The 19573-nt window shown below is 73.8% G+C and carries 15 protein-coding genes; 11 read left to right on the top strand and 4 right to left on the bottom strand.

Annotation, left to right across the window (positions count from 1 at the left end; translation table 11 throughout):
• The first annotated feature begins 3 nt into the window (after positions 1-3).
• Positions 4-801: a ribonuclease III gene (rnc, locus tag AB0E83_RS17265; RefSeq protein WP_362111702.1), complete on the top strand. Its 798-nt coding sequence runs from the start codon at positions 4-6 to the stop codon at positions 799-801.
• 153 nt (positions 802-954) lie between these two features.
• On the top strand, positions 955-1824 hold the full coding sequence (gene mutM, locus AB0E83_RS17260; protein ID WP_362111699.1) for a bifunctional DNA-formamidopyrimidine glycosylase/DNA-(apurinic or apyrimidinic site) lyase: 870 nt from the start codon (positions 955-957) through the stop codon (positions 1822-1824).
• On the opposite strand, the gene AB0E83_RS17255 is transcribed toward mutM, so the two are convergent.
• Both AB0E83_RS17255 and AB0E83_RS17250 read right to left on the bottom strand, forming a co-directional pair.
• A complete protein-coding gene (locus tag AB0E83_RS17255) occupies positions 1814-2197 on the bottom strand; it encodes a helix-turn-helix domain-containing protein (protein ID WP_362111696.1) in 384 nt (127 codons plus the stop codon). The two genes, mutM and AB0E83_RS17255, sit on opposite strands and share 11 nt — an antisense overlap.
• Before the next feature lie 71 nt (positions 2198-2268).
• The gene (locus AB0E83_RS17250) at positions 2269-3234 is read right to left on the bottom strand and encodes a CAP domain-containing protein (protein ID WP_362111693.1); all 966 of its coding nucleotides are present in this window, start codon (positions 3232-3234) and stop codon (positions 2269-2271) included.
• A gap of 262 nt (positions 3235-3496) precedes the next feature.
• Here AB0E83_RS17250 and AB0E83_RS17245 point away from each other — a divergent pair, with 262 nt between their 5' ends.
• From AB0E83_RS17245 to AB0E83_RS17230, 4 genes are all read left to right on the top strand, one after another.
• A complete protein-coding gene (locus AB0E83_RS17245) occupies positions 3497-3778 on the top strand; it encodes an acylphosphatase (RefSeq protein WP_362111690.1) in 282 nt (93 codons plus the stop codon).
• Positions 3779-4187: 409 nt separating this feature from the next.
• Positions 4188-4406, top strand: coding sequence for a hypothetical protein (locus AB0E83_RS17240; RefSeq protein ID WP_362111687.1), 219 nt, complete (start codon positions 4188-4190; stop codon positions 4404-4406).
• Positions 4407-4636: 230 nt separating this feature from the next.
• Positions 4637-8209 (top strand): chromosome segregation protein SMC, encoded by a 3573-nt coding sequence (smc, locus tag AB0E83_RS17235; protein WP_362111684.1) that lies wholly within the window; start codon positions 4637-4639, stop codon positions 8207-8209.
• A 201-nt stretch (positions 8210-8410) separates the two neighbouring features.
• The gene (locus tag AB0E83_RS17230; RefSeq protein WP_362111681.1) at positions 8411-9844 is read left to right on the top strand and encodes a sugar porter family MFS transporter; all 1434 of its coding nucleotides are present in this window, start codon (positions 8411-8413) and stop codon (positions 9842-9844) included.
• 45 nt (positions 9845-9889) lie between these two features.
• Here the strand turns inward: AB0E83_RS17230 and AB0E83_RS17225 are convergent, their stop codons facing one another.
• Positions 9890-10861: an LLM class flavin-dependent oxidoreductase gene (locus AB0E83_RS17225; RefSeq protein ID WP_362111678.1), complete on the bottom strand. Its 972-nt coding sequence runs from the start codon at positions 10859-10861 to the stop codon at positions 9890-9892.
• 150 nt (positions 10862-11011) lie between these two features.
• Between AB0E83_RS17225 and ftsY the strand changes: the two genes are divergently transcribed.
• Positions 11012-12238 (top strand): signal recognition particle-docking protein FtsY, encoded by a 1227-nt coding sequence (ftsY, locus tag AB0E83_RS17220; protein WP_362111674.1) that lies wholly within the window; start codon positions 11012-11014, stop codon positions 12236-12238.
• Positions 12239-12307: 69 nt separating this feature from the next.
• Here the strand turns inward: ftsY and AB0E83_RS17215 are convergent, their stop codons facing one another.
• Entirely contained in the window at positions 12308-12961 is a 654-nt protein-coding gene (locus AB0E83_RS17215; protein ID WP_362111671.1) for a bifunctional DNA primase/polymerase, read from the bottom strand.
• Positions 12962-13399: 438 nt separating this feature from the next.
• Here AB0E83_RS17215 and AB0E83_RS17210 point away from each other — a divergent pair, with 438 nt between their 5' ends.
• The 4 genes from AB0E83_RS17210 (at position 13400) to AB0E83_RS17195 (ending at position 19481) form a co-directional block, all read left to right on the top strand.
• Positions 13400-14875: a hypothetical protein gene (locus AB0E83_RS17210; protein ID WP_362111668.1), complete on the top strand. Its 1476-nt coding sequence runs from the start codon at positions 13400-13402 to the stop codon at positions 14873-14875.
• A 358-nt stretch (positions 14876-15233) separates the two neighbouring features.
• Positions 15234-16580 carry an ammonium transporter gene (locus AB0E83_RS17205; protein ID WP_362111665.1) on the top strand — a complete coding sequence of 449 codons (1347 nt, stop codon included), beginning with the start codon at positions 15234-15236 and terminating at the stop codon, positions 16578-16580.
• The gene (locus tag AB0E83_RS17200) at positions 16577-16915 is read left to right on the top strand and encodes a P-II family nitrogen regulator (protein ID WP_015036464.1); all 339 of its coding nucleotides are present in this window, start codon (positions 16577-16579) and stop codon (positions 16913-16915) included. Before AB0E83_RS17205 ends, AB0E83_RS17200 begins: the two co-directional genes overlap by 4 nt.
• Positions 16916-16988: 73 nt before the next feature.
• Entirely contained in the window at positions 16989-19481 is a 2493-nt protein-coding gene (locus tag AB0E83_RS17195; protein WP_362111662.1) for a [protein-PII] uridylyltransferase, read from the top strand.
• The last annotated feature ends 92 nt before the right edge of the window (positions 19482-19573 follow it).

Raw genomic sequence — 19573 nt, 5'->3', positions numbered from 1 at the left:
ACGATGTCTGACAACATCAGCAACGCCTCGTCCCACACGCTTCTGGAAGGGCGGCTCGGGTATCACCTCGAGTCCGCCCTTCTGGTGCGTGCGCTGACCCACCGCTCGTACGCGTACGAGAACGGTGGTCTGCCCACCAACGAGCGCCTGGAGTTCCTCGGGGACTCCGTGCTCGGCCTGGTGGTCACCGACACCCTCTATCGCACCCACCCCGACCTGCCCGAGGGCCAGCTGGCCAAGCTCCGGGCCGCGGTGGTCAACTCGCGTGCGCTGGCGGACGTCGGGCGCGGCCTCGACCTGGGCTCCTTCATCCGGCTCGGCCGGGGCGAAGAGGGCACGGGCGGCCGGGACAAGGCATCCATCCTCGCCGACACCCTCGAGGCGGTGATCGGCGCGGTCTATCTCGACCAGGGCCTCGACGCGGCGTCCGAGCTGGTGCACCGGCTCTTCGACCCGCTGATCGAGAAGTCCTCGAACCTCGGTGCCGGCCTGGACTGGAAGACCAGCCTCCAGGAGCTGACGGCGGCCGAGGGCCTCGGCGTGCCGGAGTACCTCGTCTCCGAGGAGGGCCCCGACCACGAGAAGACCTTCACTGCTGCCGCCCGCGTCGGTGGTGTCTCGTACGGCACCGGCACCGGCCGCAGCAAGAAGGAGGCGGAGCAGCAGGCCGCCGAGTCCGCGTGGCGCGCGATCCGCGCGGCCGCGGACGAGCGCGCGACGGCCGAGGCCAAGGCCGCGGCCGACGCCGTCACGGCCGACGGACAGGACCGGAAGGACGGGGCCGCCCCGGCCACCGCCTGACCGCGACCCCGCGTGCTCCCGCATCCTTCAGCGGAGTCTTCCCGCCCGCCCCCGCCAGGGGCGGGCGGAGCCGTTTCCGGGGCCGCGGGGCCCGTCCGTCCCGGGCGGTAGGCTGCGAGGACCACCGTCCCCGCGTCCCTCCGGAGGAGTCCCGTGCCCGAGCTGCCCGAGGTCGAGGTCGTCCGGCGCGGACTGGAGCGCTGGGTCGCCGGCCGGACCGTGGCCGCCGTCGAGGTGCTCCACCCCCGGGCGGTGCGCCGCCACCCGGCGGGCGGCACGGACTTCGCCGCCCGGCTGACCGGGCAGCGCTTCGAACCGGCCCGCCGCCGGGGCAAGTACCTGTGGCTGCCGCTCGCCGACACCGGCACCTCCGTCCTCGGCCACCTCGGCATGAGCGGACAGCTCCTCGTCCAGCCGGAGGCCGCCCCGGACGAGAAGCACCTGCGCATCCGGATCCGCTTCGACGACGCGGCCGGCACGGAGCTCCGCTTCGTCGACCAGCGCACCTTCGGCGGCCTCTCGCTGCACGACACGGCCCCCGACAGCGCCGACGGGCTGCCGGACGTGATCGGGCACATCGCCCGCGACCCGCTGGACCCCGCCTTCGACGACGCCGCCTTCCAGGCCGCCCTCCGCCTGCGCCGCACCACCATCAAGCGGGCGCTCCTCGACCAGTCGCTGATCAGCGGCGTCGGCAACATCTACGCCGACGAGGCGCTGTGGCGCGCGCGGCTGCACTACGACCGGCCGACCGCCACCCTCACCCGGCCGCGCTCGGCCGAACTCCTCGGCCACGTCCGCGACGTGATGAACGCGGCGCTCGCGGCCGGCGGCACCAGCTTCGACAGCCTCTACGTGAATGTGAACGGCGAGTCCGGCTACTTCGACCGCTCGCTCGACGCGTACGGGCGGGAGGACGAGCCCTGCCGCCGCTGCGGCACGCCGATGCGCCGCCGCCCCTGGATGAACCGCTCCAGCTACTTCTGCCCGCGCTGCCAGCGCCCGCCGCGCCTCAGCGCGTGACGGCGGCGCGCTCGGAGTCGTACGCCTCCCGGGCCGCGACGACCTCCGGCATCCGCCCCTCCACCAGCGCGATCAGCCCGACGAGCCGCTCGGCGATCTCCCGCCCGAGCGGGGTGAGCCGGTAGTCGACCCGGGGCGGGTTGACCGGCTGGGCCTCCCGGTGCACCAGCCCGTCCCGCTCCAGCGCGTGCAGCGTCTGCGCCAGCATCTTCTCGCTGACGCCGTCGACCCGCCGCCGCAGCTCGTTGAAGCGGAAGGAGCCCTCGTACAGCGCGCCCAGGGTGAGGCCGCCCCAGCGCCCCGTGATGTGCTCCAGCGTCACCCGCGAGGTACATCCCCGGGCGAACACGTCGAAGGCGGGATCGTCGGCCATGCCCCCACGGTAACCGCGCCCCCGCGCGCACCACCAGACCGCGCTTCCGGAGGGCGAGCGGGCCGGGCGGCTCAGTAACCGAAGTCCTGCGTCCACCACGGGCCGCCGTCGGCGAAGTGGACGCCGACGCCGAGGGTGGTGAAGTCGCAGTTCAGGATGTTGGCGCGGTGGCCGTCGCTGTTCATCCAGGAGACCATCACGGCGGTCGCGTCCACCTGGCCGCGGGCTATGTTCTCGGCGCCGAGGCCGGTGACGCCGGCCGCCTGGGCGCGGGCCCACGGGGTGGCGCCGTCGGGGTCCGTGTGGTCGAAGAAGCCGCGGTTCGCCATGTCGGCGCTGAAGTCGCCGGCCAGCTCGGCCAGGCCGGCCGAGGGCCGGAGCGGGGAGCAGCCGACCTTGCCGCGCTCGGCGTTCACCAGGCGCAGCACCTCGGCCTCGGCCGCGTCGGCGCGGTCGGCGGTGGAGCCGGCGGCCGCCGCCGTCGTCTCCTCCACCGGGGCCTCGGTGGTGGGAGCCGGCTTCGGGGCGGCGGCCCGGGTGGTGGCCGCGGCCTTCGAGGGCGTCGGCTTCGGCGGCGCGGTGGTGGGCGCCGGGGCCGCGGTCCGGGTCTTCGACGGGGTGGGGGAGGGGGACGCGGTCTTCGTGGGCGTGGGCTCGGGCTCGGGCGCGGCCTTCTTCGGGGACTTCGGGGCCGCGGAGGCCGGGGTCTTCCCGGTCTTCGCCGTGCCCTCGCCCGCGCCCGTGGAGGCCGGGGTGCGGGTCGCCCCGCCCTGCGTGGTCAGCTCCGGGGTCTGCCGGGTCTCCGTGGCGGCCGGCCGGCTGCTGCCGGCGCTGCCCGCCGTGAGGGTCTCGCCGCCGGGGAGGAGTCCCGCGGCGACCGCGACGGCGCCGGCGGCGGCCGCCGCCGAGACGCCGAGCACCGCGGTACGGACGGGGCCGCCGCGCCGCCTGCGGCGGGCACCCCCGCGATCGCGGTCGGCGCCGGTCGCGTAGTCTGCCTCGGCGGGCGCGGCGCCGGAGCGACGGTGGCGTCCCATCTGCCTGCCTCCCTGAGCTGGCTCTCTGGTGGTTTCTCTGCCTGCGAGTGGTGCTGCGGATGTCCCCGCGGCCGGATCTTTGCTGCCTTTGCTTTCCGGCAGCGGTCTTTGCTCTTGGCCCGGGCTCGTACGGAGCGTGACCTCACGTACGGACGGCCGAAGGGCGCGCACCCGTGCGGGTGCGCCGCATTCCGTCGGACTGTACGCCATGAGAGGCGGCCGCGACGTGCTGTTCGGGCAATCCGCCCGCTAGCGTGCAGCCATGAGCGACGATGTTCGGATGACCGCCTGGGTGCGCGGACGGGTACAGGGAGTGGGCTTCCGCTGGTTCACCAGGGCAAACGCCCTGGAGATCGGGGGCCTCACCGGCTTCGCCCTGAACCTCGACGACGGCCGGGTGCAGGTGGTGGCCGAGGGGCCGAGTGACAATTGCCACCGTCTCCTCGACTGGCTGCGGGCCGGTGACACGCCCGGCCGCGTGGACGGGGTCACCGAGATATGGGGCACCCCCCGCGGCGGCTACGACGGCTTCGCCATCCGCTGACCCCGCCCCCGCGCCCCACCCCGCCGGCCCTCCGCCCGGACGCCCCGACGACACCGGGTGAAGGGCCGGTACACCACCGGTGAACAGGAGAACCACCTGGTGGTTGCCAAGCCCCGGCACTCGTGCAAGGCTTCCCGGGTAAGGATGATCGCCACGCCCCGGAGCGACGGGTCGAGAGGCGCCGCCGCCTGCGAAGCGGCCGCGAACTCCCCGTCCGCCCCATCGATCGGGGCGTGATCGTGTTGACCGTCAAACTTTTTGGTGAGACTCTGGAAGCCCCGCGCACCTTAGCTGTGTGGCAGTAGAACACCGGCACGATTCACGTACTGCCGAGCACCGCGGGTGCGAATCCATCCCTCACGACCCACACCGCAATCGGTCGGTCACTCAGTGTGGAGGACCACTCATCATGGCAAAGGCGCTTCTCGGTTACGTCGGCGGCTCCGACCCGCGACTCCTCGCCGAGATGCGACGGCTTCAGCAGCGCGTCCAGGACCTGGAATCCGAGCTGGTACGGATCCAGTCCGAGAACGACGCGCTCGCCGCTGCCGCCGCTCAGCACCAGGGCGAGTCGCTGCTCGACCGCATCGACCTCGACGTACCCCAGGCGGAGCCTGCGCTCACCTGACACCCAGCCCCGAGGGGCTCACCTGACACCCGGCCCCGAGGGGATCAGGTGGGAACAGCTGAATAGGCAAGGGGCGCTCCGGCGTCCCTTCTTTTCTTGCCTCCCACGCTCTTCCCGCCCCCTTCGCCTTCCCTTCCCCCGCCGTACACCCGTGTCACACCACACCTCACCCGAGGGTCTGCCCTGCGCGATCACGGGCGAAACGCGACACCCCGGGTAGAGTCGCGAAGGTGCACCTCAAGGCCTTGACGCTCCGCGGATTCAAGTCGTTCGCCTCCGCCACCACGCTGAGGTTCGAACCCGGAATCACCTGTGTCGTCGGCCCCAACGGCTCCGGCAAGTCCAACGTCGTCGACGCGCTGTCCTGGGTCATGGGCGAGCAGGGCGCCAAGTCGCTGCGCGGCGGCAAGATGGAGGACGTCATCTTCGCCGGCACCACCGGGCGGCCCCCGCTCGGCCGCGCCGAGGTCTCGCTCACCATCGACAACTCCGACGGCGCCCTGCCGATCGACTACGCCGAGGTGACGATCACCCGGATCATGTTCCGGGGCGGCAGCAGCGAGTACCAGATCAACGGCGACACCTGCCGGCTCCTCGACATCCAGGACCTCCTCTCCGACTCCGGCATCGGCCGCGAGATGCACGTCATCGTCGGCCAGGGCCAGCTCGACTCGGTGCTGCACGCCGACCCCATGGGCCGCCGCGCCTTCATCGAGGAGGCCGCCGGCGTCCTCAAGCACCGCAAGCGCAAGGAGAAGGCGCTGCGGAAGCTCGACGCGATGCAGGCCAACCTCGCCCGCGTGCAGGACCTCACCGACGAACTCAGGCGCCGGCTCAAGCCGCTCGGCCGGCAGGCCGCCGTCGCCCGCCGGGCCGTCGTCATCCAGGCCGACCTGCGCGACGCCCGCCTCCGCCTCCTCGCCGACGACCTCGTCCGCCTCCAGGACGCCCTGCGCGCCGAACTCGCCGACGAGGCCGCGCTCCTCGCCCGCAAGGAGACCACCGAGGAGGAACTGCGCACCGCGCTGGCCCGCGAGGCCGCCCTGGAGGCCGAGGTCCGCGCCCTCGCCCCGCGCCTGGAGCGCGCCCAGCAGAACTGGTACGCCCTCTCCCAGCTCGCCGAACGCGTCCGCGGCACGATCTCCCTCGCCGACGCCCGGGTGAAGAGCGCCACCGCCGCCCCCGCCGAGGAACGGCGCGGCCGCGACCCCGAGGACCTGGAACGCGAGGCCGCCCGGATCCGCGAACAGGAGGCCGAGCTCGAAGCCGCCCTGGAGGCCGCCGAACGGGCCCTGGAGGAGACCTCCGACCGCCGCGCCGAGCTGGAGGGCGCCCTCGCCGCCGAGGAACGGCGCCTCAAGGACGCCGCCCGCGCCCTCGCCGACCGCCGCGAGGGCCTCGCCCGGCTGCACGGCCAGGTCAACGCCGCCCGCTCCCGCGCCGCCTCCGCCCAGGCCGAGATCGACCGGCTCGCCGCCGCCCGCGACGAGGCCGCCGACCGCGCCGTCACCGCGCAGGAGGAGTACGAACGGCTCAGGGCCGAGGTCGACGGCCTCGACGCCGCCGACACCGAGCAGGCCGAGCGGTACGAGGAGGCCCGCCGCGCCCTCGCCGAGGCGGAGACCGCCCTGGGCGCCGCCCGCGAGGCCGCCGCCGCCACCGAGAGCCGGCGCGCCGCCGTCCGGGCCCGCCACGACACCCTCGCCCTGAACCTGCGCCGCAAGGACGGCACCGGCGCGCTGCTCTCCGCCGGCCTCGCCGGCGTCCTCGGCCCCGCCGCCGGACTCCTCACCGTCACCCCCGGCTACGAGGTCCCCGTCGCCGCCGCGCTCGGCGCCGCCGCCGACGCCCTCGCCGCCGACGGCCCCGCCACCGCCGCCGAAGCCCTCCGCCTCCTGCGCAAACAGGACGCCGGCCGGGCCACCCTGATCCTCACGGCACAGGAGCCCGCCCCCGGACCGGAGGACCCCGACGACCCCGCGGGACCGCCGCTGCCCGCCCACGCCCGGCCCGCCGCCGGACTCGTCGCGGGGCCCGGCGAACTCCTCGGCTCCGTCCGCCGGCTGCTCGCCCGGATCGTGGTCGTCGAGGACCTGGACCAGGCCCGCGACCTGCTGCGGACCCACCCCGGGCTCACCGCCGTCACCGCCGAGGGCGACCTGCTCGGGGCGCACTGGGCCCAGGGCGGCTCCGCCGGCGCGCCCAGCCTCCTCGAAGTGCGCGCCCAGGTCGACGAGGCCGCCGCCGAACTCGCCGAACTCGCCGTCCGCCACGAGGAGTCGGCCCGCGCCGAGGACGAGGCCGCCGAACACCGCCGGGAGTGCGCCGCCCGCGTCGAGGAGCTCGACGCCCTCCGGCGCACCGCCGGGAAGGAGAGGGCCTCCGTCGCCCAGGCCCTCGGCCGGCTCGCCGGCCAGGCCCGCGGGGCCGCCGGCGAGGCCGAACGCACCGCCGCCGCCGTCACCCGCGCCCAGGAGGCCCTGGAGCGGGCCGTCGCCGAGGCCGAGGAACTGGCCGAGCGCCTGCTCGCCGCCGAGGAGACGCCGGCCGAGGAGGAACCCGACACCTCCGTCCGCGACCGCCTCGCCCTCGACGGGTCCCACGCCCGCCAGGCCGAGATGGAGGCGCGCCTCCAGGTCCGCACCCACGAGGAGCGGGTCAAGGGCCTGGCCGGCCGGGCCGACTCCCTCGACCGGGCCGCCCGCGCCGAACGGGACGCACGCGCGCGTGCCGAGCGGCGCCGGACCCGGCTCCGCCACGAGGCCCGGGTCGCGGCCGCCGTCGCCGCCGGAGCCCGTACCCTCCTCGCCCACGTCGAGGTCTCCCTCGAACGGGCCGCACACGAACGCGCCGCGGCCACCGCCGCCCGCGCGGGCCGCGAACAGGACCTCGCCGCCGCCCGCGCCCGCGGCCGCGAGCTCAAGGCCGAACTCGACAAGCTCACCGACTCCGTCCACCGCGGCGAGGTCCTGGGCGCCGAGAAACGGCTGCGGATCGAACAGCTGGAGACGAAGGCGCTGGAGGAGTTCGGCGTCGAGCCGGGCGCCCTCGCCGCCGAGTACGGCCCCGACCAGCCCGTCCCGCCGTCGCCCCCCGCCGAGGGGGAGACCCTCCCCGAGGACCCGGAGGATCCGCGCAACCAGCCGCGCCCGTTCATCCGTTCGGAGCAGGAGAAGCGGCTGAAGGCGGCCGAGCGCGCCTTCCAGCAGCTCGGCAAGGTCAACCCGCTGGCCCTGGAGGAGTTCGCGGCCCTGGAGGACCGCCACCGCTTCCTCTCCGAGCAGCTGGAGGACCTGAGGAAGACCCGCGCCGACCTGCTTCAGGTCGTGAAGGAGGTCGACCAGCGGGTCGAGCAGGTCTTCGCGGAGGCGTACCGTGACACCGCCCGCGAGTTCGAGGGCGTCTTCTCCCGCCTCTTCCCCGGCGGCGAGGGCCGGCTCGTGCTCACCGACCCCGACGACATGCTCGCCACGGGCGTCGAGGTCGAGGCCCGCCCGCCGGGCAAGAAGGTCAAGCGGCTCTCGCTGCTCTCCGGCGGCGAGCGCTCCCTGACCGCCGTGGCGCTGCTGGTCTCGATCTTCAAGGCCCGGCCGAGCCCCTTCTACGTCATGGACGAGGTCGAGGCGGCGCTCGACGACACCAACCTCCAGCGCCTGATCGGGATCATGCGGGAGCTCCAGGAGTCCTCGCAGCTCATCGTGATCACCCACCAGAAGCGGACGATGGAGGTCGCGGACGCGCTCTACGGGGTGTCGATGCAGGGCGACGGCGTCTCCAAGGTGATCAGCCAGCGGCTCCGCTGAGATCGATCGATCTCCACTTCTTCAAGCAATGAAGATCATCGGGCTACAGCTTCGGTAAAAGTCATATGACATCGCCTATTGACTTCAAAACTTGAACGCATAGTCTCTGCAACGTTGCTTTTACCTTCATGTGGTGGGCGGCGTGAAGGTATGCGCCACTGGAAGCCACTGGAAGGGCTGTCCCCCCATCGAGGAGTCCACGTGACCGACACCGCGCAGGCCCCCACGCCGCCGCCTTCCGAAGGAAGGGCGGCGCATCCGGACCACCTCGGCCATGTCATCTTCATCACCGCCTCGGCGGCCATGGGCGGCTTCCTCTTCGGCTACGACAGCTCCGTCATCAACGGCGCCGTCGAAGCCATCCGCGACCGCTACGACATCGGTTCCGCGACCCTCGCCCAGGTCATCGCCATCGCCCTGATCGGCTGCGCCATCGGCGCCGCGACCGCCGGCCGGATCGCCGACCGCATCGGCCGCATCCGCTGCATGCAGATCTCCGCGGTGCTCTTCACCGTCAGCGCCGTCGGCTCCGCGCTGCCCTTCGCCCTCTGGGACCTCGCCTTCTGGCGGATCGTCGGCGGCTTCGCCATCGGCATGGCCTCCGTCATCGGCCCCGCCTACATCGCCGAGGTCGCCCCCGCCGCCTACCGCGGCCGCCTCGGCTCCTTCCAGCAGGCCGCCATCGTCATCGGCATCGCCATCTCCCAGCTCGTCAACTACGGCATCCTCCAGCTCGCCGACGGCGACCAGCGCGGCGAGATCGGCGGCCTGGAGGCCTGGCAGTGGATGCTCGGTGTGATGGTCGTCCCCGCCCTCCTCTACGGGCTGCTCTCCTTCGCCATCCCCGAGTCCCCCCGCTTCCTCATCTCCGTCGGCAGGACCGACCGGGCCAAGGAGGTCCTCGCCGAGGTCGAGGGCCACGGCGTCGACCTCGACCACCGGGTCGCCGAGATCGAACTCGCCATGCGCAGCGAGCACAAGTCCACCTTCAAGGACCTGCTCGCCCCCGGCAGCCGCTTCCGGCTCCTGCCGATCGTCTGGGTCGGCATCGGCCTGTCGGTCTTCCAGCAGCTCGTCGGCATCAACGTCGCCTTCTACTACTCCTCGACGCTCTGGCAGTCCGTCGGCATCGACCCGTCGAGCTCGTTCTTCTACTCGTTCACCACGTCGATCATCAACATCATCGGCACCGTGGTCGCCATGGTCCTGGTCGACCGGGTCGGCCGCCGGCCGCTCGCCCTCGTCGGCTCCGCCGGCATGGCGATCGCCCTCGCCTTCGAGGCCTGGGCCTTCTCCGCCGACCTCGTCGACGGCAAGCTTCCCGAGACCCAGGGCGTCGTCGCCCTCGTCGCCGCCCACGTCTTCGTGCTCTTCTTCGCCCTCTCCTGGGGCGTGGTGGTCTGGGTCTTCCTCGGCGAGATGTTCCCCAACCGGATCCGCGCCGCCGCCCTCGGCGTCGCCGCCTCCGCGCAGTGGATCGCCAACTGGGCCATCACCGCCAGCTTCCCGTCCCTCTCGGACTGGAACCTCTCCGGCACCTACGTCATCTACACGGTCTTCGCCGTGCTCTCCATCCCCTTCGTGCTCCGGTACGTCAAGGAGACCAAGGGCAAGGCGTTGGAGGAGATGGGCTGACTCCCCGCCGCCCCTCCCCTCACCACGGCTGCCCCGGCCCGAGGCTCACGCCCCGAGCCGGGGCAGCACCTCGTCGCAGAACAGCCGCAGGCTCCGCCACCCCTCCTCCACCGGCATCCCCCCGCACAGCGGATGCAGCACCAGGCTCTCCAGGCCCAGCGCCGCGCACTCCGCGGGCGTCACCACCCGGTACACCCCCTCCGCCCGCAGCTCCGCCACGGTCGACGCCGCCGACCGCACCGCCGAACGGATGTCCTTCGACTGCCAGGAGGCGTACGTCCGGGCCTCGTGCAGGAAGTGCTCCCCGTACTCCGCCCAGGTCCGGTCCGGGTCCTCCGCCACGTGCAGCAGCGGCGTCACCGGGCCCGGCATCATCGTCCACCCCTCGGTGCCGTACTCCGCGCACCGCTCGGCGTAGTACGCCTCCAGCTCCGGCAGGTGCGCCGACGGGAAGAACGGCAGCCCCAGCCGGGCCGCCCGCCGCGCCGCCGCCTTCGACGAGCCGCCGACCAGCAGCAGCGGGTGCGGCCGGGTGAACGGCCGCGGGGTGATCCGCACCGTACGGCCCCGGTACGCGAAGGGCTCGCCCGTCCAGGCGGCGAGCAGGGTCTCCAGGAGCTCGTCCTGGAGCCTCCCGCGCCGCCCCCAGTCGACCCCGCGCTCCTCGTACTCCTCCGGCCGGTAGCCGATCCCCGCCACCGTCACCAGCCGGCCGCGGCTCAGCAGGTCGAGCACCGCGATCTCCTCCGCGAGCCGCAGCGGGTCGTGCAGCGGGCCGATGGCCGCCGAGACCGTGACCGCGATCCGGCGGGTCGCGCCGAAGACCGCGCCCGCGAAGGCGAAGGGGGCGGGGAGCCAGTTGTTCTCCACCCCGTGGTGCTCCTCGGTCTGCACGGTGTCCACCCCGTGCCCGTCGGCGTACGCGGCCATCTCCAGGGCGGCCCGGTAGCGCTCCGCGAGGGACCCGGGGGTGGCGCGCGGGTCGACCAGGTTGAAACGTACGACGCTGAAGGCCATGGGGTCCCCTCCGCGGGTGGGCTGCCGGCGAGGGGCGACCATAGCTGACGTACCGTCAGATGAGAACGTCCACGACGCCCGGAAGGACACGACCCACGCTGCGTGCGTACGGCGTCACCGGGCGGGTCGTGTCCGATACTGGAAGGCGTTATGGAACTCATCCTTGCTGTAGTCATCGCTCTGGTCGTCGCGGTCGCCGTGACCAGCGGGCTCGTGATCAGCGGTCGCAAGAAGAAGCAGCTGCCGCCGGCCGAGCCGCCGTCCACCACGCCGACCATCACCGCTCCGCCCGCCGAGCCGCACGTCGGCGACGAGGCGGAGACACCGCGGGAAGAACCACGCCGCACCGTCGAGGAGGTCGGCTTCCCGACCGCCGAGGAGGCGGTGGAGACCCCCGCCGCCGTCGAGGACCCGGTCGTCGCCGAGGCGCCCCCCGCGCCCGAGATCGAGGTGCCCGAGCCCACCGCCGGACGCCTCGTCCGCCTCCGGGCCCGCCTCGCCCGCTCCCAGAACTCGCTGGGCAAGGGTCTGCTGACCCTGCTCTCCCGCGAGCACCTCGACGAGGACACCTGGGAGGAGATCGAGGAGACCCTCCTCACCGCCGACGTCGGCGTCGCCCCCACCCAGGAGCTCGTCGACCGGCTGCGCGAGCGCGTCAGGGTGCTCGGCACCCGCACCCCCGAGGAACTGCGCGGCCTGCTCCGCGAGGAGCTGATCGCCCTCCTCGGCGACTACGACCGCACCGTCCACACCGAGAGCCCCGAGGACGTCCCCGGCGTCGTCATGGTCGTCGGCGTCAACGGCACCGGCAAGACCACCACCACCGGCAAGCTCGCCCGCGTCCTCGTCGCCGACGGCAAGTCCGTCGTCCTCGGCGCCGCCGACACCTTCCGCGCCGCCGCCGCCGACCAGCTCCAGACCTGGGGCGACCGGGTCGGCGCCCGCACCATCCGCGGCCCCGAGGGCGGCGACCCGGCCTCGATCGCCTACGACGCGGTCAAGGAGGGCATCGCCGAGAAGGCCGACGTCGTCCTCATCGACACCGCCGGCCGCCTCCACACCAAGACCGGCCTCATGGACGAGCTCGGCAAGGTCAAGCGCGTCGTCGAGAAGCACGGCCCGCTCGACGAGATCCTCCTCGTCCTCGACGCCACCACCGGCCAGAACGGCCTCATCCAGGCCCGCGTCTTCGCCGAGGTCGTGGACATCACCGGCATCGTCCTGACCAAGCTCGACGGCACCGCCAAGGGCGGCATCGTCGTCGCCGTCCAGCGCGAGCTCGGCGTCCCGGTCAAGCTCGTCGGCCTCGGCGAGGGCCCGGACGACCTGGCCCCCTTCGAGCCCGCCGCCTTCGTCGACGCCCTCATCGGCGACTGACCCCGCGAACGGCACCGCGAAGGGCCCCCGCCGATCACGGCGGGGGCCCTTCGCGCGTCCGCGGGACGGTCAGGCGTGCGTCCGGTGGCACATGTACGCCAGCGTGCCGAGCAGCAGCCGGGCCTGCGGCGGCGCCCCCGCCGTGTCCAGCGTCGGCGGCCGCAGCCAGCGCACCGGCCCGAACCCGCCCAGGTTCGACGGGGGAGCGGTGATGTGGGCGCCCGGCCCCAGACAGTGCAGGTCCAGGTCCGCGTCGTCCCAGCCCATCCGGTACAGCAGCCGCGGCAGCTCCGCCGCCGCGCCCGGCGCCACGAAGAACTGCGCCCGGCCGGTCGGCGTCGCGCACACCGGCCCCAGCGGCAGCCCCATCCGCTCCATCCGGACCAGCGCCCGCCGGCCCGCCGCCTCGGCCACCTCGATCACGTCGAAGGCGCGGCCCACCGGCAGCAGCAGCGCCGCCCCCGGATACTCCGACCAGGCCTTGGCCGCGTCGTCGAGCCCCGCGCCCGCCGGGACGGGCGGCGCGAAGGAGAGGGGATGCGCGCCGGGAGCCGTACAGGCCCGGTCGCCACAGGAGCACTGGCCGGAGACGGCCCGCGCACCGGGCTGGACGTCCCAGCCCCAGAGTCCGGTGTACTCGGCCACCGCCGTGCACTCACTGGTGCGTGCGCGGCGCCGTGAGCCGGACCGCATCTCACGGATGCCGCCGATCGTGAAGCCCATGCCCCCTCCAACGGGTCGGACGCGCCGGTGGTTACGACCCGGAACGCCCCCGTCACGGACCGTCACGCCGCGCCCGGGTCTCGTCACCCGGGGTGGCGCACGGCCGTGAACGGGGTGGTGCGCACGGGGGCGCGCGCCTCTTCGCGCTCCCGTCCGCCGACTCCGGCTCGTCGCATGTCAAGTGAATCGTGTGGGACCCCCGGCGAGTTCATTCGAAGGGGTGGCGAATGGTGGCGTTTCTTGAAACGCCCTCACGGCAGGGGTGATCGTAGGATTACTTTCGGTACCCGAACCCCGGAGGCGCGTGCGCGGGTGGGTATGCCGGAGGCAACCCGGTTTCCCGTTCGAAGGAGTCGGAACCCCGGGCGGGAGGCGCCGGGACACGGCATTCTGATAGGGGTTCGCACGACAGGCGATCAGGCGGATGGGGGCGTTCCAGTGGGCGGCAACGGCACAGACGGTACGACTGCCGGCAAGCGCCCCAACGAGCGGCTCGGCTCGTGGTTCGTGCGCAGCGGCTGGTCCAAGGGCGAACTCGCCCGCCAGGTCAACCGCAGGGCCCGCCAGATGGGCGCCCACCACATCTCCACCGACACCTCCCGGGTCCGCCGCTGGCTCGACGGCGAACAGCCCCGCGAACCCATCCCGAGAATTCTCTCCGAGCTGTTCTCCGAGCGCTTCGGCTCCGTCGTCGCCATCGAGGACCTCGGACTGCGCACCGCCCACCAGACCCCCTCCGTCTCCGGCGTCGACCTCCCCTGGGCCGGCCCGCAGACCGTCTCGCTGCTCAGCGAGTTCTCCCGCAGCGACCTCATGCTCGCCCGGCGCGGCTTCCTCGGCTCCTCGCTCCAGCTCGCCGCCGGACCCGCCCTCATCGAGCCCATGCAGCGCTGGCTGGTGCCCACCCCCGCCGGCGAACCGGTGCCCGCCGACCCCGCCCCCGACGGCCGCCGCCCCCACCGGCTCTCCGAGATCGAACTCGACCTCCTCGAATCCACCACCGCCATGTTCCGCAAGTGGGACGCCCAGTGCGGCGGCGGACTGCGCCGCAAGGCCGTCGTCGGCCAGCTCCACGAGGTCACCGACCTCCTCCAGGAACCCCAGCCGGCCGCCACCGCCAAGCGCCTCTTCACCGTCGCCGCCGAACTCGCCGAACTCGCCGGGTGGATGAGCTACGACGTGGGCCTCCAGCCCACCGCCCAGAAGTACTTCGTCCTCGCCCTGCACGCCGCCAAGGAGGCCGGCGACAAGCCGCTCGGCTCGTACATCCTCTCCTCCATGAGCCGGCAGATGATCCACCTCGGCCGCCCCGACGACGCCCTCGAACTCATCCACCTCGCCCAGTACGGCAGCCGGGACTGCGCCACCTCCCGCACCCAGGCCATGCTGTATGCGATGGAGGCCCGCGCCTACGCCAACATGGGCCAGCCCTCCAAGTGCAAGCGGGCCGTCCGGATGGCCGAGGACACCTTCGCCGACGCCGGACTCGAAGGCGAGCCCGACCCCGACTGGATCCGCTTCTTCACCGAGGCCGAACTCAACGGCGAGAACTCCCACTCCTACCGCGACCTCGCCTACGTCGCCGGCCGCTCCCCGACCTACGCCTCCCTGGCCGAACCCGTCATGGAGCGGGCCGTCGAACTCTTCGAGAAGGACCCCGACCACCAGCGGTCGTACGCCCTCAACCTCATCGGCATGGCCACCGTCCACCTGCTCAAGCGCGAACCCGAGCAGTCCGTCGTCCTCGCCGAGAAGGCCCTCGGGGTCGCCCGCTCCATCCGCTCCGAGCGGGTCAACAACCGGCTCCGCAAGACCGTCGACACCGCAGCCCGCGACTTCGGCGACGTCGCCGAGGTCCTCGACCTCACCGACCGGCTCACCCAGCTCCTGCCCGAGTCCGCCGAGGCCGTCTGACCCGCCCCGCCCGCCCCCGCGAGCCCGCACCCTCCGGCCGCGCCGCCCGTCCCGTACCGCCCGAACCGGCTCCCCCGCCGCGACAGGACACACGGACGGCGGCGCGGCCGGTTCACGTCCACCCCCTTTTCCGCGCCCGCCGGCCGGGCCGGGAGAGTACGCCCGTCACCTCCCCGCGACCCGGGCGTTCACGGTCACGTAACACACCCCCCTCCTTCGTCACTGCCCCGAAACATCGAGCGGCATCGTCGGAAACCGCGCTGCGCGAATCTCTCGCCCATAACCGGCCACCCCTCAGGCCGCCGCTCACCGCCGGCCCCGCCCCGCACAGGCCGCATCCGACGACGAGGAGACGCCGATGGCACCAGCCATCACGACCCTGGCAGCAGACGCCCCCGCGCTGTCCGCCGCCAACACCGGGTTCATGCTCATCTGCTCCGCCCTGGTCATGCTGATGACCCCGGCACTCGCCTTCTTCTACGGAGGCATGGTCCGCGTCAAGTCCACCCTCAACATGCTGATGATGAGCTTCATCAGCCTCGGGATCGTCACGGTCCTGTGGGTGCTCTACGGCTTCAGCGTCGCCTTCGGCACCGACTCGGGCGGCCTCGTCGGCTGGTCCTCCGACTACCTCGGCCTCAGCGGCATCGGCGTCACCGAACTCTGGGACGGCTACACCATCCCGGTCTACGTCTTCGCCGTCTTCCAGCTGATGTTCGCCGTCCTCACCCCCGCCCTCATCAGCGGCGCCCTCGCCGACCGGGTCAAGTTCACCGCCTGGGCCCTCTTCGTCGCCCTGTGGGTCACGGTCGTCTACTTCCCCGTCGCCCACTGGGTCTGGGGCAGCGGCGGCTGGCTCTTCGAGATGGGCGTCATCGACTTCGCCGGCGGTACGGCGGTCCACATCAACGCCGGCGCCGCCGCCCTCGGCGTCATCCTCGTCATCGGCAAGCGCGTCGGCTTCAAGAAGGACCCGATGCGCCCGCACAGCCTCCCGCTCGTCATGCTCGGCGCCGGCCTCCTCTGGTTCGGCTGGTTCGGCTTCAACGCCGGCTCCTGGCTCGGCAACGACGACGGCGTCGGCGCCGTCATGTTCGTCAACACCCAGGTCGCCACCGGCGCCGCCATGCTCGCCTGGCTGTTCTACGAGAAGATCCGCCACGGCGCCTTCACCACCCTCGGCGCCGCCTCCGGTGCCGTCGCCGGCCTCGTCGCCATCACCCCCGCCGGCGGCTCCTGCTCCCCGCTCGGCGCCATCGCCATCGGCGCGATCGCCGGCCTCGTCTGCGCCATGGCCGTCGGCCTCAAGTACAAGTTCGGCTACGACGACTCCCTCGACGTCGTCGGCGTCCACCTCGTCGGCGGTGTCCTCGGCTCCCTCCTCGTCGGCTTCTTCGCCACCGGCGGCGTCCAGTCCGACGCCAAGGGCCTCTTCTACGGCGGCGGCCTCGAACAGCTCGGCAAGCAGGCCGTCGGCGTCTTCGCCGTCCTCGCCTACTCCCTGGTCGTCTCCGCGGTCCTCGCCCTGATCATCGACAAGACCATGGGCATGAGGGTCAGCGAGGACGACGAGGTCTCCGGCATCGACCAGGTCGAGCACGCCGAGACCGCCTACGACTTCAGCGGAGCGGGCGGCGGCGCCACCGGGCGCACCACCGCCACCCCCGCCCCGGTTGTCACGGAGAACAAGAAGGTGGACGCATGAAGCTCATCACCGCGGTCGTGAAGCCGCACCGGCTCGACGAGATCAAGGAGGCCCTCCAGGCCTTCGGGGTCCACGGCCTCACCGTCACCGAGGCCAGCGGGTACGGACGCCAGCGCGGCCACACCGAGGTCTACCGCGGCGCCGAGTACACCGTCGACCTCGTCCCCAAGATCCGCATCGAGGTCCTGGTCGAGGACGAGGACGCCGAACAGCTCATCGACGTCGTCGTCAAGGCCGCCCGCACCGGCAAGATCGGTGACGGAAAGGTCTGGAGCGTCCCGGTCGAGACCGCCGTCCGCGTCCGCACGGGCGAGCGCGGCCCCGACGCGCTCTAGGAAGACACGGCCCGACGGACCCCACCGGTCCGCCGGGCCGTCTCCGCACCCCGTCGCAGAGAAGGAGCCGCCGGTGACCACCCCCGAACCGCAGGACGCGACCGGAGAGCAAGGGCGGGGGTCCCCCCCGGCCGAGCGAAGCCGAGACCTCGGGGAAGGAGGCTACGCGGCGGCCCGGCTGCGCCTCCTCCAGGAGAGGACGCCGTCCGGACCGGAGCGCCGCGCCGCCCTCGCCCGCCTCACCGACGACTGGCTCGCCGGCCTCTTCGCCGCCGCCGCGCCGCCCCGGGGGACCGCCCTCGTCGCCGTCGGCGGCTACGGCCGCGCCGAACTCTCCCCGCGCAGCGACCTCGACCTCCTCCTGCTCCACGACGGCAGCGCCCCCGAGAAGGAGATCGCCGCCCTCGCCGACCGCCTCTGGTACCCCGTCTGGGACCTCGGCCTCGCCCTCGACCACTCGGTCCGCACCCCCGCCCAGGCCCGCGCCACCGCCGCCGACGACCTCAAGGTCCAGCTCGGCCTCCTCGACGCCCGCCCCCTCGCCGGCGACACCGCCCTCGCCGCCTCCCTGCGCTCCACCGTCCTCGCCGACTGGCGCAACCAGGCCGCCCGCCGCCTCCCCGAACTCGCCGAACTCTGCCGCGACCGCGCCGAACGCTCCGGCGAACTCCGCTTCCTCCTCGAACCCGACCTCAAGGAGGCCCGCGGCGGCCTCCGCGACGCCCAGGCGCTGCGCGCCGTCGCCGCCTCCTGGCTCGCCGACGCCCCCCGCGACGGCCTCGACACCGCCCGCCGCCGCCTCCTCGACGCCCGCGACGCCCTCCACCTCGCCACCGGCCGCGCCACCGACCGGCTCGCCCTCCAGGAACAGGACGCCGTCGCCAAGGAACTCGGCCTCCTGGACGCCGACACCCTGCTCCGCGAGGTGTACGAGGCCGCCGGCACCGTCACGTACGCCTCCGACGTCACCTGGCGCGAGGTCGGCCGCGTCCTCAAGGCCCGCTCCGCCCGCCCCCGCCTGCGCACCCTCCTCGGCGGCCGGTCCCCGCAGAAGGCCCCCGCCGAGCGGACCCCGCTCGCCGAGGGCGTCGTCGAGATGGACGGCGAGGCCGTCCTCGCCCTCTCCGCGCGCCCGGAACGCGACCCCGCCCTCCCGCTGCGCGCCGCCGCCGCGGCCGCCCAGCACGGCCTGCCGCTCTCCCCGCACGCCGTCCGCCGGCTCGCCGCCACCGCCAGGCCGCTGCCCGTGCCCTGGCCCGCCGAGGCCCGCGAGGCCCTCGTCACCCTCCTCGGCGCCGGAGCCGACGCGATCCCCGTCTGGGAGGCCCTGGAGGCCGAGGGGCTCGTCACCCGCCTCCTGCCCGACTGGGAACGCGTCCGCCACCGCCCCCAGCGCAACCCCGTCCACACCTGGACCGTCGACCGCCACCTCGTCGAGACCGCCGTCCGCGCCGCCTCCCTCACCCGCCGCGTCGGCCGCCCCGACCTCCTCCTCGTCGCCGCCCTCCTCCACGACATCGGCAAGGGCTGGCCCGGCGACCACTCCGTCGCCGGCGAGACCATCGCCCGGGACCTCGCCGCCCGCATCGGCTTCGACCGCACCGACACCGCCACCGTCGCCACCGTCGTCCGCCACCACCTCCTCCTCGTCGACACCGCCACCCGCCGCGACCTCGACGACCCCGCCACCGTCGAGTCCGTCGCCGCCGCCGTCGGCACCGTCGGCACCCTCGAACTCCTGCACGCCCTCACCGAGGCCGACGCGCTGGCCACCGGGCCCGCCGCCTGGTCCGCCTGGCGCGCCTCCCTCGTCGCCGACCTCGTCAAACGCGTCACCGGCGTCCTCGCCGGCGAGCCCCTGCCCGACCCCGAGGCCGCCGCGCCCAGCGCCGAACAGGAACGCCTCGCCGTCGAGGCGCTGCGCACCGGCGAACCCGTCCTCGCCCTCCACACCCACGGCGAACAGCCCCCGGACGAGGGGGAGCCCGAACCCGTCGGCGTGGAACTCGTCATCGCCCTCCCCGACCAGCCCGGCGTCCTGCCCGCCGTCGCCGGCGTCCTCGCCCTCCACCGCCTCACCGTCCGCGCCGCCGAGCTGCGCGCCGTCGAACTCCCGGCGGAACTGGGCGCCGCCCCCGGCCCCGTCCTCGTCCTCGACTGGCGGGTCGCCGCCGAGTACGGCTCCCTGCCCCAGGGCCACCGGCTCCGCGCCGACCTGCTGCGCGCCCTCGACGGCTCCCTCGACATCCCCGCCCGGCTCGCCGAGCGCGAGGCCGCCTACCCGCGCCGCCGCGGCGTCCAGGCCCCGCCGCCCCGCGTCACCGTCGCCCCCGCCGACTCCCGCCTCGCCACCGTCCTGGAGGTCCGCGCCCAGGACGCCCCGGGCCTGCTCCACCGGATCGGGCGCGCCCTGGAGGGAGCGGCGGTCCGCGTCCGCAGCGCCCACGTCTCCACCCTCGGCGCCAACGCCGTCGACACCCTCTACGTGACCCGCCCCGACGGCTCCCTCCTCCCGGACGAGGAGGCGATCGACCTGGCCCGGACGCTGGAGGAGGCGCTGGGGTGAGGGCGTGACCTGGGTGCGCCGTGTGTCGTTGAGCACGGTGTGCTCCCCGCTGGGGCGGGGGTGGCCCACTCCGTGGCAACGGCCGCCTGTCC

The organism is Streptomyces sp. NPDC035033 (genome assembly GCF_040636735.1).
Classification (GTDB): domain Bacteria; phylum Actinomycetota; class Actinomycetes; order Streptomycetales; family Streptomycetaceae; genus Streptomyces.
Note: the sequence above shows the minus strand (reverse complement) of the source record. Positions and strands in the feature narration are given on the sequence as shown.

Bases quoted from the DNA above. Each gene is read 5' to 3' on its own strand.
- rnc (WP_362111702.1), top strand. From the start codon at position 4: ATGTCTGACAACATCAGCAACGCCTCGTCCCACACGCTTCTGGAAGGG.
- AB0E83_RS17255 (WP_362111696.1), bottom strand. From the start codon at position 2,197: ATGGCCGACGATCCCGCCTTCGACGTGTTCGCCCGGGGATGTACCTCG.
- AB0E83_RS17250 (WP_362111693.1), bottom strand. From the start codon at position 3,234: ATGGGACGCCACCGTCGCTCCGGCGCCGCGCCCGCCGAGGCAGACTAC.
- AB0E83_RS17245 (WP_362111690.1), top strand. From the start codon at position 3,497: ATGAGCGACGATGTTCGGATGACCGCCTGGGTGCGCGGACGGGTACAG.
- AB0E83_RS17240 (WP_362111687.1), top strand. From the start codon at position 4,188: ATGGCAAAGGCGCTTCTCGGTTACGTCGGCGGCTCCGACCCGCGACTC.
- AB0E83_RS17225 (WP_362111678.1), bottom strand. From the start codon at position 10,861: ATGGCCTTCAGCGTCGTACGTTTCAACCTGGTCGACCCGCGCGCCACC.
- ftsY (WP_362111674.1), top strand. From the start codon at position 11,012: ATGGAACTCATCCTTGCTGTAGTCATCGCTCTGGTCGTCGCGGTCGCC.
- AB0E83_RS17215 (WP_362111671.1), bottom strand. From the start codon at position 12,961: ATGGGCTTCACGATCGGCGGCATCCGTGAGATGCGGTCCGGCTCACGG.
- AB0E83_RS17205 (WP_362111665.1), top strand. From the start codon at position 15,234: ATGGCACCAGCCATCACGACCCTGGCAGCAGACGCCCCCGCGCTGTCC.
- AB0E83_RS17200 (WP_015036464.1), top strand. From the start codon at position 16,577: ATGAAGCTCATCACCGCGGTCGTGAAGCCGCACCGGCTCGACGAGATC.